The organism is Embleya sp. NPDC020630 (genome assembly GCF_044334985.1).
In the GTDB taxonomy this organism is placed as follows: domain Bacteria; phylum Actinomycetota; class Actinomycetes; order Streptomycetales; family Streptomycetaceae; genus Embleya.
This window is the reverse complement of sequence record NZ_JBIRUB010000007.1, coordinates 128,115-141,052: the sequence shown is the minus strand read 5'-3', so window position 1 is coordinate 141,052 and position 12,938 is coordinate 128,115. Positions and strand designations below refer to the sequence as shown.

Genomic DNA, 12,938 nt, shown 5'->3' with positions numbered 1-12,938 from the left:
GGAGGATGGTCGCGCGGTGATCGAATATCTGTTCGATTCCAGGAAGGGCGACACTACCGGGGCGCTCGGACAGCGTGCCCGGATCTCGGCAAATCTCAGCGGTTTGTGGGTGTTTGAGGTAAGGGCGGCGAAGGTGGGGCCCGGCTGGGTGATGGCTCGGCTGAGTGACTGTTCGGCTGAGTGACTGCTCGCCTGGGCGATTGCTCGGTGCTGGGTGAATTGCCCGCCGCGCCCTGCCCGGGGCAGCACGACCAGGCCCCATCCGGTCCTTGCGGACTCGGATGGGGCCTGGCGGCGTGGCTCCCTGGCGCGCCGGGCCCGCGGGCCGAGGCTGCGCCGCGTCGTCAGATCGCGGCCGCCACGTGTTCGGCGGCCGACCGTGCGGCGGTGACGGCCTCGATGCGCGCGGGGTGGGTGAGGCGGCCCGCCTGCTTGACCGTGCGGCCCGCGACCAGGACCGTGTCGACGTTGCCCGGATGCGCCGACGCCACAACCGCGCCCGCCGGGTCGTGTGCGGCGCCGACCATGTTGACCGTGTCCGTGCGCAGCAGGACCAGGTCCGCCTGCTTGCCGACGGCCAGCGATCCGATCCGGTCGGCCAGACCCAGCGCGGCGGCGCCGCCGATGGTCGCCATACGCAGTACGTCGGCCGCGAACAGCCGTTCCCCGTCGGCGAGTTGGCTGGTGAGCAGGGCCGCCCGCAGCAGTGAGAACATGTCGCCCGGGGTGCTGGTGACCACGTCCACGCCGAGCCCGGTGACCAGGCCCAGGGCACGGGCCCGGTTGATCATCGGCGCGCCGTGTCCCATCTGCGCCTCGATGGCCGGCGCGATCGAGAGCGCGCCGCCGGAGTCGGCGATCATCGCGAGTTCGTCGTCGGGCAGCGAGTTGCCGTGGACGTACAGCGTGCGCGCGTTGAGCAGGCCGCGCTCGCGCAGCGCCTCGATGGGCCGGCGGGCGACGGGGCCGCTGCCGACGTGTACGGCCAGCGGGATGTCGAGGTCGGCGGCCAGTTGCCAATCTTCCTCGACGAGTTCGATCGGGGTGTACGAGGGCCCGCCGGGGGCGAGCGCGAGCGTGACCAGGTCGTCGGGGCCGTCCCCGGCGAACAGGCGTTCGCGCAGGTCGCGGACGTGTCGCGGGTCGCGGGCGGCCGGGTCGAACGGCGGGTAGCCGTACCCGAACACCGCCCGGATGCCCGCCGCGCGCAGCCCGCGCACCGCCGCGTCGCCGTGTTCGGCCCGGTGCTGGACGTGGGAGAAGTCCTGGACGGTGGTGATGCCGCCGTCGAGGCATTCGAGCGCGCCGACCAGATTGCCGGCGTACACGTCCTCGGGGCGCATCGCGGGGGAGAGCCGGCCGAGGACCAGGCCGAGGTAGTCGCCGAGGTCGCTGTCGACGGCCACCGCGCGCAGCACGGACTGCCAGACGTGGCGATGGGTGTCGACGAAGCCCGGCAGCACGATCCGCTCACGCGCGTCGAGGACTTCGGCCCCCTCGGCGGACAGGCCGTGGCCGACGGCGGCGATCACTCCGTGCTCGATCAGGACGTCGGTGTCGGGGCGGGCGGTGACGTGCGGGTCGGTGTCGACGACGGTGCCGCCGCGGAGGAGGAGTCGGGCGGGGGAGGGGGAGGTGGGAGCGCCGGACATGGGAGCCTCGCATCGAGTCATGTTCACTAGAAAGCTTTTTAGAAAGCTATCAGCTGTGTGTAATACGCTGTCAAGATGACCGCATCCGAGGACCGCGCGAGCGCGCTGATCAGCGCATGGCAGGCCGAACTGCCCGACGTGCTGGATGCGACGACGGAGTTGAGCAAGCGGATCATGCTGCTCGCGGCCGACCTGGACGAGGCCACCCGCCGTGAGCTGCCCGAATTCGGCCTGACTCCGGCCCAGTTCGGCGTACTGGTCGCGCTGCGGCGCGCGGGTGCGCCGTATCGGCTCAAGCCGACCGAGCTGAGTCGTGCGCTCCTGCTGTCCTCGGGCGGCACCAGCAACGTGACGAATCACCTGGTCGCGGAGGGGTTGGCCGAGCGCCTCCCGGATCAGGGCGACGGTCGGGGCACGCTGATCTGCCTGACGCCGCGAGGGATACGGGTCGCCGAGGAGGCGGTCCGGGCGAACGCCGCCGCGCACGCCGAGGTCTGGCGGGGCGCCCCGGCGGCGGCGATCGAGGCGGCGACGCTCGCGCTGCGCGAGATCGCCGCGGCCACCGAGGCTCCTCGGACCGCGGGGCGGCGGCGCGGGGCCTGACCAAGCGAACACCGCTCACAAAAACGGCGGATGGGCGCTGCCCGCAAGGCGAAGCGCCGCTCGGAAGGCGGCATGTGCCCGCCCGTTCAGAACGGAGCCGGTGGGTCCTTCGGACGGGGCGGGGGCGGCGGCTGGCGCGGAATCGGCGGCGCCACGGGCTGCGTCGAACCGGGCACCGGGCCGGATGCGGCGACTTCGGGGTGGGTCGGCTGGACCGCGTACAGAGGGTGCATCGGATGCATGGGGTGCGCCGGGTGCATCGTCGGCGGCACGAGGAAGGCGTATTCGCGCTCGATCTGGAACCCGGTGATCCGGGCCACGACCGCGATGGCCGTGCCGGCGGCGATGATCATCAGGAGGAAGGCCCAGCCCGTCGCGGTGTCCGCGGTGCGGTAGGACTCGTGGTAGGCGACCCAGGCATCGCTGCCGGTCATCGCGTCGCCGCCGTCACTCTCGCGGCCGGTCAGGCCGATGGCGAGGAGGACGTTCGCGGCGAGATAGGTCAACCACCAGGCCCAGAGCAGCGGATGCCGCCCGGGAGTGGCGCCGCCGCGCATCGGCGCGCGGGGATCGCTGGCCTTCCAGATGTCGTGTGCGATCAGCGGCGGGAACCACAGGTTGACCACCGGGCAGAACCAGCCGCCGATCGCCCAACCGCCGGACAGGCGCTGCACGGACGGCGGGAACAGGTCGACATTGCGCCGCGCGCGATGGAACCAGACCACGAAGAGCACCGCGCTCGCGATCATGGCCAGGGTCGCGAGTCCCCACCACACGGCGATGGAGTGGTTCGCCCCGTCCGAATCGGGCGCGGACCACCTGCTGCGCAACACCTGGTCGACCAGGTTCGCGCGGTGGAAGAACGCGACGGCGGCGAGCAGACAGGCGACGGCCGTGACGCCCAACAGGACGTAGAGCGCGATGGCCGGCCCGCGCAGCGACCGGAAGATCGGACCGGGCCGAAACCGCGGATCCCGCATCGGCGTTCCGGCGGGCCCGAAGTGGGCGAAACGCGCGTCCAGGGCGGCGTCGGAGGGGGCGTCGGGCGGGGCGTACTCGCGATGGCCACAGTTGGTACAACGATCCGGCAACGTCGACCGGCCACCGCACGCTGAGCACAACACGAGTTCGAACCCCCCGTCGACGATCCTCGACACCGACCGGACGAGCCGGCGGGCGACGGCATCACGGCCGAGCGCGCCGACCGCGCCGCGTAACGGGCATCATGCCGTGAGTACCTTCCCATGTCACGATCGGAAGACCCGCGAATACGCGAGGTGACGGGCGTGGCGACAACAACCGGCACCCACACCGCACGGTGCCGCGCATCGGGGGTGGGGCGAGCGTAACCACATGGGTGGTTGGGGGTACGGTCGGGGGGTGATCGGGACGTGGTGGGATGTGTTGCTCGTCGGTGGGGCCTCCGGGGTGGGCAAGAGTCGGGCGGCTGCGGAACTGGCCTTGTCGGCCGGGGCGTTCGTGGTCGAGTTCGATGACGTGGTGAGTGCGGTGCAGCACATCACGACGGCCGAGGGGCATCCTGGGCTGCATCTCTTCGACGGGATCGCCGATGTCGACGGGCTCGGGGTCGATCGGGTACTGGAGCTCCAGGTCGCCACCGCCCGAGCGCTGGAGCCCGCCGTCGTCGGCGTGGTGCGCAATCGGCTCACCGTCGATGTCCCGGCGGTGGTCGAGGGCGACTACCTCACGCCGGCCGCCGTGGCCCAGGCCATGCGGGAGGGCGTCGAGGCCGGGCGCAGCGTGCGGGGGGTGTTCCTGCACGAGGACGACGGCGCCCGGATCGTCGCCAACTACGCCGAACGGGAGCCGGAGGGCGGGGTTCAGGCGCAGCGGGCGGAGGTCGGCGTTCGATATTCGCGGTGGCTGGCCGAGGAGGCGGCGCGGTACGGGCTGCCCGTCGTCGAATGCCGGCCGTGGGGCACGTTGGCCGAGCGGATCGGGCACGCCGTTGCCCGGGCGGCGGTGGGGAACGCGGGGCGGGCCGGGCGTTTGGGCGGTGGGGTGAGGTAGGGAGCGCCGGTGGGGGTTCGGGGCGCCGGAAAGTTGCTTGGGGTGCTCGGGCCGCCTGGGCTGGGCCGGATCGCCCCGAGACCCGGAAGGCGAACCGGGCCTCGGGGCCGACCACTTGGCGCACTGGACCCGGACGCGACGCCGCCGCGCCGGCCGGTTCGCCCGGTGCTCAGGCGAGTTGCAGGCGGTCGATCAGGCCGGCCGCGGTGAACGCCTCGACGAGGGCGGTGCGGCCCTCCGTGAAGTGGCCCCAGCTGTCGAAGTGGACCGGGACGACGCGGCGCGCGCCGAGGATCGCGGCGGCCTCGGCGGCCTGGGCGCTGTCCAGGGTGAGCAGGGCGCCGTCGAACAGCGGGGTGCGGGCGGCGCCGGCGAAGAGTACGGCCGTGTCGACCGGGCCGACCCGGGCCGCGATCTTCTCGACCACGGGCAGGGACGCGTTGTCGCCGCTGACGTAGATGGTCGGGAGGTCGGCGGAGGTCAGGACGAAGCCGACGACCTCGCCGGTGATCGGCTCGCAGCCGTCCGGGCCGTGCTGGGCGGGCGTGGCCGTGACGGTCACGGTGCCGCCGTCGGGGCGCGGGACCTCGATCGTCGCCCAGGGGGCCAGCGGGCGGGCGGTGCCGCCGAGGCGGTCCGCGCCGCCGGGGGTGGTCAGTACGAGCGGCACGTCGGCGAGAAGCGCGCGGCCGGAGTGGTCGAGGTTGTCCGGGTGTTGGTCGTGGGAGAGCAGGACCACGTCGATCGGGCCCAGGTCCGCCGGGTCCACCGAGGCCGGGGCGGTCTTGGTGAGGACGCGGCCGTCGCCGACGGCGTACTCGCCGGGGGCGTCGAAGGCGGGGTCGGTGAGGAACGTGAGGCCGCCGTACTCGATCAGGGCGGAGGGGCCGCCGAAGACCCGAATGGCGATCTGCTCGTTGGTCGCGTCGAAACCGGTCACTGCACACCTCACGGATAATGGTTGTGTTTGCCGTGAGAAAAGCTAGCCGATTCTCACGGGGAACGGCAAGGCTTAACATGAGACTCATGAAGGAGACCTCGCCGGCCGCGTCCGCCGAGCCCGCTGCCCGCCCCGTGCCCTCGGGTCCCCCACTCGCGCCGGGTGCCGAGCGGTACCTGTCCCTGGACCTGGCGAACAGCGATCTCGCCTTCCCCGGCGGCCGGGACGAGGATCTGCTGGGCACGCCCGAGTCGGCGAGGGAGTGGCTGGTCACGCGCGAGCTGGCACCGGCGCAGGCCGTGCTCTACGACGTGTGCGCGGGACGCCTGCGGGCGCTGCGCGACGCGGTGCGAGCGCTGCTGTCGGCTCGGGTCGAGGAGGTGGTGGCACCGGCCGAAGCGGTACGCGCGGTCAACGCCGCGCTCACCAGCGCGCCGTCGGCCGCGCTGCTGCACTGGGACGGCGAACGCGGCCCGTACCGCGCCCAGGCGCACCCGATCGACCAGATCGTCAACCACGCGATCGCGGTGCTGGCCGCCGACGCCGCCGACCTGCTGACCGCGCCCGACGCGGCACGGCTCACCCCGTGCGGCGCCACCCCGTGCCGCCGCTTCCTGGTCCGTACGCACGCGTCCCGGCAGTGGTGCTCGACACGATGCGGCGATCGGGTCCGGGCGGCGCGGGCCTATGCGCGGCGGACCCAGGGGAAGGCGGACTGACGGCGGGGCTCGGGGTGGGCCGGCGGGGCGTGGGCCGCGTCAGCGAGCCGCGCGCGGCGTACGGTTCAGCAGGTCGTGGGCCAGGCCCAACAGGTCCGCGTGGCGCAGGACTTCGCCGGCCGAGCCGGGGATCGGTACGTGCAGCCGGTCGGTCCAGCGGGTCGGGATGGCCGCGGGGCCGTATACGGCTCCGGCGAGCGCGCCGGTGACCGCGGCGACCGTGTCGGTGTCGCCGCCGAGGTCGAGGGCGGCGCGCAGGGCGGACTCGTACGACGTCGTCGTCCGCAGCGCCCAGACCGCCGAGCCGAGGCAGGGCCAGACCGCGCCGTTGAACTCGGTGGCGTCGGTGGGATGCCACGTCGGGGACAACACGACGGCGTAGCGGTCGCGATGGTCGGGGTGTACCTCGTCCAGGGTCGCGGGAAGCGCGGCCGGCGGGTCGTCGCCGTTCAGGGCCACCCGCACCAACTCGTGGAAGATCGCGGTGCCCTCCCACGCCGCGCGGTCGCCGTGGGTCAGCGCGGCGATGCGGCGGGCGGCGGCCATGGTGGCGGTACGGCCGTCGGCCGCGAACCAGACGGCGGGGGTGGTGGCGCGCATCAGCGAGCCGTTGCCGGCCGCGCGTCCGGTGGTCTGGAAGTGCACGCCGGGTTCGAGGGTGTGTGCGATGGCGCCGGGCGGTTGGGGTCGTTGCGCTTTGCGCTACGGCGAGGACGCTTCGGACGGCGCCGACGGCGTGGTCGGTTCGGTGGAGCGCAGTACCACGTAGGTGGGGCCGAGGTGGGTGTGGATCCGGGTGAGGTGGGCGGGGGAGGGGTCGATCAGATAGCGGTGGGCGGCGGCGTTCAGCAGGGGGAGGTCGACGGAACTGTCCGTATAGGCGTGGGTGATCGGGCCGGTGATACCGGCCGCGCGGATCCGCTCGACCTTGCGCACGCCCCGGCACGCCGGCAGCGGCCGCATGCCGGTTCGGCTCGCGGTGAGTCGGGACGCGATCACGTCCACGGGGGCCAGGCCGAGTTCGTGGCAGATGGCGGCGGCGAGGGGCTCGGCGCAGGACGTCGCGATCACGACGCGGTCGCCGGCGGCGAGGTGGGCTCGGGCGCGGTCGAGGGTGTGCGGGATTCGGTTGCCGTCGGATGTGCGTTCGGTGGCGAACTCCGTTGCGAGGGCGGCGAATCGGTACGGGGGCAGGCCGATGGTGGCGATTCGCAGGAGCAGGGCGAAGGCGCGGCGGCGGGTGGGGTGGAGGGCGTACAGGGGGGCGAGTATCGGTACGCACAGGGTCGCGGCGACGGCGCGCCAGGGGGAGCGGCGCAGCAGGGCGCGGGTGAAGTGGGTGAAGGAGTCGCCTCGGACGAGGGTGCCGTCGAGGTCGAAGACGGCGATGGGGCGGGGTGTTGGCGGGGGGTGGGGCACGGGGCGCGCTCCTTGGGTGGGGGCGGTCGTGGTGGCGGCGGGGCGGTCGGCGTTCACTCTCGCGTCGGGGCCGAGGTTCGGGGTCGGCGTGGCCACCTTGCCCACTTCGGGGTCCAGGTTTCGGTGTCGGGGTCGGTGGGGCGGCGGGTGTGGAGGTGGGTGCGGAGCTTCGTGAGCGTCGGGTGTGGGGTGTCGCGGTGGGAGAGCAGAGAGTGGGGGTAGATCGGGGTCGGCGCCCGTACGGGGATGCGGCGTAGACCCTGGTCGGCGGGCCAGACCAGGCGGGTTTGCTCGCCGACGAAGGTCGCTAGCGTTCGGGAGTCGGCGATCGTGTCGAGCAGGGGCTCGGTGCCGAAGTCGGGCCCGGTGACCTCGATGGTGAGGCCGAAGGTCGCGGCGAGCGCGTCGTAGTAGGCGGCCCACTCGGTTCCGGCCACGATGCCCGGCATCCAGATCCGGTGTCCGGCGAGTTCGGCGGGGGTGACCGCGCGGGCGCCGGCGAGTTCGTGGTCCGGTCCCGTGAGCAGTTCGATGGGTTCGGCGAAGGCCCGGGTGGCGCGGATGTCGTCGGGGAGTCGCCGGCCCGGCATGGTGACGGCGCGGAAGGACGCGTCGATCGTCCCGGCCCGAATGCCGGCGATGGCCGCGTCGGCGTCGAAGAGCGTCACCACGTCGAGTTCGAGCCCGGGGTGCGCCCGATGGAATTCGCCCAGCCGCCCGGCCGGGGCGAGCCGCCGACCGATCACGTCGATGCGCAGCGGGCGGCGACCGGGGGATACGGAGGCCACCGCCCGGGCCTCGGCCCGAACGACATCGCGGGCGTGCGCCAAAAACGCCTGCCCGTCGACGGTGAGCTTCGCGCCTCGCGCGGTGCGGGTGAACAGCCGTACGCCCAGGGACTTCTCCAGCGCGGCGACCCGCTTCGACACGGCCTGCTGACTGACCGACAACTCGGCGGCGGCGTCCCGAAACCTCCCCGCATCCACAACGACGACGAAGGTCCGAACAGCATCGAGATCCACCCGGCGCATGCTATGGCCTGTCCGGCGGGTCGTGGTGAGGCCGCGTCGGACGGGCTCGGTCGCACCCGGAACCCGAGTCTCGGCGGCCGGTATGCGTCGATCGCCACCCAAGCGGGCCCGGTCCCGGACCTGTCCGCGCGCGGTGTCCGGACCACGGTCAACCAGGTGCGCGAGGACGGCGAAGGACTGAACGAGCCGGCCAAACTCGTCGACAGCGGATCGTTGCGTGTGCGTGTCCACGCCTCCTGCTTCGGACTCCAAGAAGTCCGGGCCGCCCATGAGCGGTTCCTCCGGGGCGGCCTGGAAGGCAAGGTCACCGTGGTCTTCCGACGCGGCCCCGGTCGGATGCCGGACTTTGCTCCGCGTGTGGGCCGGTCGGTGGTCGGCGTGGTGGGCGTGGTGGGCGTGGTGGGTGGAGCTTGGTGCACAACCTTTGGTTGTGCGGTGGGTGCTGGGTTGTTGTTTGAAGTCGGGGATTGCCGGTCGCTTTGATGTCTGGAGTTGGTGCCTGGGAGTTCGGGTGGTGAGGGGTGTGCGCGGGTGGCCGGTGGGCGGGATTTGGGGCGCGGGTTCGGATGGCTCTGGGGGGCCTATGCCGTAAGTGCGTATGGGACGGCGTTCGGATTCGGGGCGTTTCCGCTGATTGCGGTGCTCGTGTTGCACTCGGGACCGGCTCAGGTGGCGGTGTTGGCGGCTGCCGGGCGGGTGGTGGGGGCGGTGATCGCGGTGCCGCTCGGGCCCTGGGTGGAGTTTCGTCGCAAGCGGTCGGTCATGGTGGCGATGGACCTGGTTCGGTTCGCTGCGCTGACGAGCATTCCGGTTGCGTTCGCGTTCGGCCGGCTGAGTTTTGTACAACTTCTCGTGGTTTCGGTCGTCGTGGCCGCCGCCGACATCGCGTTCAAGGCGGCGAGCGGGGCGTATCTGAAGTCGCTGCTGCCGCCGGCCGACCTGCTCGCTGCGAACAGCCGGTTCGAGTCCACGAGTTGGACCGCGATCACGGTCGGGCCGCCGCTCGGTGGGGCCGCGATCGGGTACTTCGGTCCGGTGACGACCGTGCTGGCCGACGCGGTCAGCTATCTGTTGTCGGCGCTGGGGATTCGTGCCATCGGCGGTACGGAGACGCCTCCCGAGCGGACCGGTGCGCCCCGGTTGCGGGCCGGTGATCTGCTCGAGGGGTGGCGCTACATTCTCGGTCATCCCGTCCTGCGGCCGCTGTTCTTCAACACGGTCGTGGTCAACGGGTTGATCATGGCCGGTGAGCCGCTGCTCGCCGTACTCCTGTTGGGTCCGCTCGGGTTCGAACCGTGGCAGTACGGGCTGATGTTCGCCGCTCCGTGTGTGGGTGGGCTGGTCGGTGCGCGGCTGGCGCGGCGACTCGTGGCGCGGTTCGGGCGGCGTGAGGTGTTGCTCGTGTCGGGGGTGCTGCGCGCGTGCTGGCCGGTGGGGCTGGCGTTCGTCCGGCCCGGGGTTTCCGGGATGGTGCTCGTCATCGTTCTGCAGTTCGGTCTGGTGGCTTGTTGCGGTGTGTTCAATCCCGTACAGGCCACCTATCGGCTGGACCACACCGACCCCGACCGGGTCGCCCGCACGCTGACCGCGTGGTCGGTCAGCAGTACCGCTTCCATCGCCGTACTGACTGCGTTGGCGGGCGTACTGGCCGCCGCCGCGGGCACCCGCACCGCGATCGCGGTTGCCGGGATGCTGCTCTTGGCGACCCCGCTGCTGCTCCCGGGGCGCGGGGAGCCGCCGGGCGGCGCAGCGATCGAACCGGCGCGCCACGAAGCCGCCGATCGGGCATTGCACGAAGCCGTCGACCAGGCGCCCTGCGCAGCCGTGGATCAGGCAGCTCACAAGGCGATTGATCCGGCATCTGCTCCGGTATCCCACGAAGCCACCGATCGGGCGCCGACAGACTCGGCGCCCGATCGGGCACACAGCGACCACGCATCGTCGGAAGGGAAGACCCCCGCGTGACCATGCTCAACCCCGTACAGACCGCCCTGCTCGTGCTGGATTACCAGCCCGCCATCCTCGCCGCGTTGCCCGACGGGGAGGGGTACGGGCATCGCGCCGCGCTCCTGGCTCGTGTGGAAGCGATCGTCTCCGACGTGCGGGCCGCCGGCGGTACCGTCGCCCATGTCCGGGTCGGCTTCACCGCAGCGGACTGGGACACGATTCCCGCCGCGAACAAGTCCTTCGCGCCGGTGGCCCGACACCGGCTCATGCATCACGAGGACCCCGCCGTCGCCATCCACCACCGGTTGGCTCCGCGCGACGGCGACATCGAGGTCCGCAAGGTGCGCTACGGTGCGATGTCCACCACCGACCTGGACCGGCGCCTACGCGAGCGCGGTATCGACACCCTGGTCGTGGCCGGTGTCAGTACCGGCGGCGCCGTGTTGTCCACCGTCGTCGACGCGGCCGACCGCGACTATCGGCTGTACGTGCTCTCCGACGGCGTCGCCGACCCGGATTCCGAGGTCCATCGCGCTCTGCTCGACCACGTGTTCCCGACCCGGGCCCACGTCATCGACAGCGCCGAGTTGCGCGTCCTGCTGCGGGCCGGCTGAGCCCGCCGTCGACCCGATCCGCGGTCGGGAGGGTCGCGCCGTGGCGATCCTCCCGGCCGGGGCGGGGGCGATCCTCGTGTCGCTGCGCCGGCGCCGGCGTATCGTTCCGCCGCCCATGTCAGTACGCCACCGTGAAGCGCGCACGGTGGTGGCGCGGGTTCTCCGCCTCGTCGACCAGGGCCACGGCCAGGTCCTCCATCGAGATCGCGGAGACGCCATCGTCGTCGACCAGGAGTTCGTCGCCGCCGACGCGGAAGGTTCCGGTACGGGTGCCCGGATGCAGGTGGGCCGGCGGGCTGAGGTAGGTCCAGTTCACCGCGGAGTCGGCGCGGAAGACGTCGAACTGGGCGTTGCAGGCCAGGGCGATGCCGCGCCACGCGGTGGGGACGAACCTCGGATCGTCGACCGCCATCGTGTCGCCCGCGCCCGGGACGCGCAGGCTGCCCGCGCCGCCGACGGTCAACAGCCGTACGTCGGTGCCGGACAGGCCGGACAGCAGCGCCTCGGCGGTGGCGGCCAGTTCCCGTTCGCGGCCGTGGGGCGGGCGGGTGGCGCTGATCACCAGGTCCTGGTCGGCGCCGAGGGCGGCGACGTCGTCGGTGCGGGCGGCGTCCCCGATCCGGGCTTCGGCGCGGGGATCGAGGTCGGGGAAGCGGGCCCGGTCGCGGACGACGGCGGTGACCTCGTGGCCCCGGAACAGGGCTTCGGAGACGACGCGGCTGCCTACGCTGCCGGCCGCTCCGAATACGGTGATGCGCATGGTGGGGTGTCCCTTTCCGGGGTGCGGTCGATTCCTTAATGCTAAGGGAAATGTACCTCAGTGCTAAGGTAAATGCGAGAGGTGCCGCGACCCGCTTCGGCGGGCGGAGTCGGCTAGCCTGACGCCGTGGCAGATCACGTCGACCTTGTGCTGGAGCAATGGGGTACGCAGCGCCCCGATCTGGACGCGTCACCGATGGCGGTGCTCGCCCGACTGTCCCGCGCCGCGCGCCTGGTCGGCACCGAGCTGACCCGGACCTTCGCCGAACACGGGCTCGACGCCTCGTCGTTCGACGTGCTGGCGACCCTGCGCCGCAACCCGCCGCCGCATCGACTGAGCCCCACCGAGCTGATGCGCTCCTCCATGGTCACCTCGGGTGCGATCACCCAGCGGCTGGACCGCCTCGAGGCGCGCGGCCTGGTGTCCCGCAGCGCCGACGAGTCGGACGGCCGCGGCGTATTGGTCGCCCTCACGGACGCGGGCCGGGAACTGATCGACGAGGTGCTGCCGGCACACATCGAAACCGAACAACGCCTACTCGCCGCGCTCACCCCCAAACAACGCTCCGCCGTCGCGGACGGCCTGCGGGCGCTGCTGGAATCCCTCGGCGACGCGAGGGCGTGAACGCGGCGCGGGCGGCGCGGGCGTGCCGGGGTGAAGGCGGGTCCTGAACCGGGCCCAGGTCGTGCCTGAACGGGCTGAGGATGAGGCCTGAAACCGAGCTGAACGTCGGGCCGAACGCCCGGCGAAGACGCGGAATGCCTGGAAGCCGCGGCGCAACGGCGGAAGCGTCGGAAGGCGCGGGGACGCGGGGCCGGCACGGAAGGCGGCAACGCTTGCGAGGCGCAGCCAAGGCGCGGAAAGCATGGCAGGCGCGGCGCAGTTCCGGAAACGTTGGAAGGCGCGGAGGGCCGCAGGGCGCGGCGGAGGCGCGGAAGCATGGAAGGCCCGGCGAAGTGCGGTAGGCCCGGAGGCTCGAAAGGCGCGGCGCAGAGCCGGACGCGTAGACAGGCGCGGAAGGCGCGGAAGGCGCGGGGGCGCGGAAGCCTTGCAGGGTGCCGCAAAGTCGCGGAAGGCATGGCAGGCTCCGCGACGTGCGGTAGGCGCGGCGTAGAGGCGGACGCGTTGACAGGCGCGGAAGGCGCGGAAGGCGCGGGGGCGCGGAAGCCTTGCAGGGTGCCGCAAAGTCGCGGAAGGCATGGCAGGCTCCGCGACGTGCGGT

General features: G+C 72.4%; 13 protein-coding genes and 2 pseudogenes. 8 read left to right on the top strand and 7 right to left on the bottom strand.

Going from position 1 to position 12,938, the window contains the following annotated elements; translation table 11 throughout:
• Positions 1 to 16 precede the first annotated feature (16 nt).
• Positions 17 to 184 carry a hypothetical protein gene (locus ACH4XV_RS24545; RefSeq protein ID WP_395793215.1) on the top strand — a complete coding sequence of 56 codons (168 nt, stop codon included), beginning with the start codon at positions 17 to 19 and terminating at the stop codon, positions 182 to 184.
• Between the two features lie 160 nt (positions 185 to 344).
• Here ACH4XV_RS24545 and ACH4XV_RS24540 read toward each other — a convergent pair whose 3' ends face one another.
• On the bottom strand, positions 345 to 1,652 hold the full coding sequence (locus tag ACH4XV_RS24540; protein WP_395793213.1) for an amidohydrolase family protein: 1,308 nt from the start codon (positions 1,650 to 1,652) through the stop codon (positions 345 to 347).
• A gap of 75 nt (positions 1,653 to 1,727) precedes the next feature.
• Here ACH4XV_RS24540 and ACH4XV_RS24535 point away from each other — a divergent pair, with 75 nt between their 5' ends.
• Complete coding sequence (locus ACH4XV_RS24535) at positions 1,728 to 2,255, top strand: MarR family winged helix-turn-helix transcriptional regulator (protein ID WP_395793211.1); 528 nt, start codon at positions 1,728 to 1,730, stop codon at positions 2,253 to 2,255.
• 86 nt (positions 2,256 to 2,341) lie between these two features.
• On the opposite strand, the gene ACH4XV_RS24530 is transcribed toward ACH4XV_RS24535, so the two are convergent.
• Positions 2,342 to 3,235, bottom strand: a complete 894-nt coding sequence (locus ACH4XV_RS24530; RefSeq protein WP_395793209.1) for a DUF4328 domain-containing protein — start codon at positions 3,233 to 3,235, stop codon at positions 2,342 to 2,344.
• Positions 3,236 to 3,635: 400 nt separating this feature from the next.
• Here ACH4XV_RS24530 and ACH4XV_RS24525 point away from each other — a divergent pair, with 400 nt between their 5' ends.
• Positions 3,636 to 4,286: a hypothetical protein gene (locus ACH4XV_RS24525; RefSeq protein WP_395793207.1), complete on the top strand. Its 651-nt coding sequence runs from the start codon at positions 3,636 to 3,638 to the stop codon at positions 4,284 to 4,286.
• A 169-nt stretch (positions 4,287 to 4,455) separates the two neighbouring features.
• Here ACH4XV_RS24525 and ACH4XV_RS24520 read toward each other — a convergent pair whose 3' ends face one another.
• Entirely contained in the window at positions 4,456 to 5,226 is a 771-nt protein-coding gene (locus ACH4XV_RS24520) for an MBL fold metallo-hydrolase (protein ID WP_395793205.1), read from the bottom strand.
• A gap of 86 nt (positions 5,227 to 5,312) precedes the next feature.
• On the opposite strand from ACH4XV_RS24520, the gene ACH4XV_RS24515 reads away from it, so the two are divergent.
• Entirely contained in the window at positions 5,313 to 5,945 is a 633-nt protein-coding gene (locus ACH4XV_RS24515) for a CGNR zinc finger domain-containing protein (protein ID WP_395793203.1), read from the top strand.
• Between the two features lie 39 nt (positions 5,946 to 5,984).
• On the opposite strand, the pseudogene ACH4XV_RS24510 reads toward ACH4XV_RS24515, so the two are convergent.
• The 3 genes and pseudogenes from ACH4XV_RS24510 to ACH4XV_RS24500 all read right to left on the bottom strand — a co-directional run.
• A pseudogene (locus ACH4XV_RS24510) lies at positions 5,985 to 6,602 on the bottom strand (ADP-ribosylglycohydrolase family protein); the annotation flags it as partial.
• Positions 6,603 to 6,647: 45 nt separating this feature from the next.
• Complete coding sequence (locus ACH4XV_RS24505; RefSeq protein ID WP_395793201.1) at positions 6,648 to 7,364, bottom strand: haloacid dehalogenase-like hydrolase; 717 nt, start codon at positions 7,362 to 7,364, stop codon at positions 6,648 to 6,650.
• A 53-nt stretch (positions 7,365 to 7,417) separates the two neighbouring features.
• Positions 7,418 to 8,386, bottom strand: a complete 969-nt coding sequence (locus tag ACH4XV_RS24500) for a LysR family transcriptional regulator (RefSeq protein ID WP_395793199.1) — start codon at positions 8,384 to 8,386, stop codon at positions 7,418 to 7,420.
• 12 nt (positions 8,387 to 8,398) lie between these two features.
• On the opposite strand from ACH4XV_RS24500, the gene ACH4XV_RS24495 reads away from it, so the two are divergent.
• From ACH4XV_RS24495 to ACH4XV_RS24485, 3 genes and pseudogenes are all read left to right on the top strand, one after another.
• Positions 8,399 to 8,878: a zinc-binding dehydrogenase gene (locus ACH4XV_RS24495; protein ID WP_395793197.1), complete on the top strand. Its 480-nt coding sequence runs from the start codon at positions 8,399 to 8,401 to the stop codon at positions 8,876 to 8,878.
• Positions 8,879 to 8,926: 48 nt separating this feature from the next.
• Positions 8,927 to 10,147, top strand: a pseudogene (locus ACH4XV_RS24490) (MFS transporter); the annotation flags it as partial.
• A 215-nt stretch (positions 10,148 to 10,362) separates the two neighbouring features.
• Positions 10,363 to 10,956, top strand: a complete 594-nt coding sequence (locus ACH4XV_RS24485) for a cysteine hydrolase family protein (RefSeq protein WP_395793761.1) — start codon at positions 10,363 to 10,365, stop codon at positions 10,954 to 10,956.
• Between the two features lie 118 nt (positions 10,957 to 11,074).
• Here the strand turns inward: ACH4XV_RS24485 and ACH4XV_RS24480 are convergent, their stop codons facing one another.
• Positions 11,075 to 11,716, bottom strand: coding sequence for an NAD(P)-dependent oxidoreductase (locus tag ACH4XV_RS24480; RefSeq protein ID WP_395793195.1), 642 nt, complete (start codon positions 11,714 to 11,716; stop codon positions 11,075 to 11,077).
• Positions 11,717 to 11,842: 126 nt separating this feature from the next.
• On the opposite strand from ACH4XV_RS24480, the gene ACH4XV_RS24475 reads away from it, so the two are divergent.
• Entirely contained in the window at positions 11,843 to 12,340 is a 498-nt protein-coding gene (locus ACH4XV_RS24475; protein WP_395793193.1) for a MarR family winged helix-turn-helix transcriptional regulator, read from the top strand.
• Positions 12,341 to 12,938: the final 598 nt, after the last annotated feature.

What these genes read in the sequence shown, in the direction of transcription:
- ACH4XV_RS24540 (WP_395793213.1), bottom strand. Translation starts at nt 1,652, where the DNA reads ATGTCCGGCGCTCCCACCTCCCCCTCCCCCGCCCGACTCCTCCTCCGC.
- ACH4XV_RS24535 (WP_395793211.1), top strand. Translation starts at nt 1,728, where the DNA reads ATGACCGCATCCGAGGACCGCGCGAGCGCGCTGATCAGCGCATGGCAG.
- ACH4XV_RS24530 (WP_395793209.1), bottom strand. Translation starts at nt 3,235, where the DNA reads ATGCGGGATCCGCGGTTTCGGCCCGGTCCGATCTTCCGGTCGCTGCGC.
- ACH4XV_RS24515 (WP_395793203.1), top strand. Translation starts at nt 5,313, where the DNA reads ATGAAGGAGACCTCGCCGGCCGCGTCCGCCGAGCCCGCTGCCCGCCCC.
- ACH4XV_RS24495 (WP_395793197.1), top strand. Translation starts at nt 8,399, where the DNA reads ATGGCCTGTCCGGCGGGTCGTGGTGAGGCCGCGTCGGACGGGCTCGGT.
- ACH4XV_RS24485 (WP_395793761.1), top strand. Translation starts at nt 10,363, where the DNA reads ATGCTCAACCCCGTACAGACCGCCCTGCTCGTGCTGGATTACCAGCCC.
- ACH4XV_RS24480 (WP_395793195.1), bottom strand. Translation starts at nt 11,716, where the DNA reads ATGCGCATCACCGTATTCGGAGCGGCCGGCAGCGTAGGCAGCCGCGTC.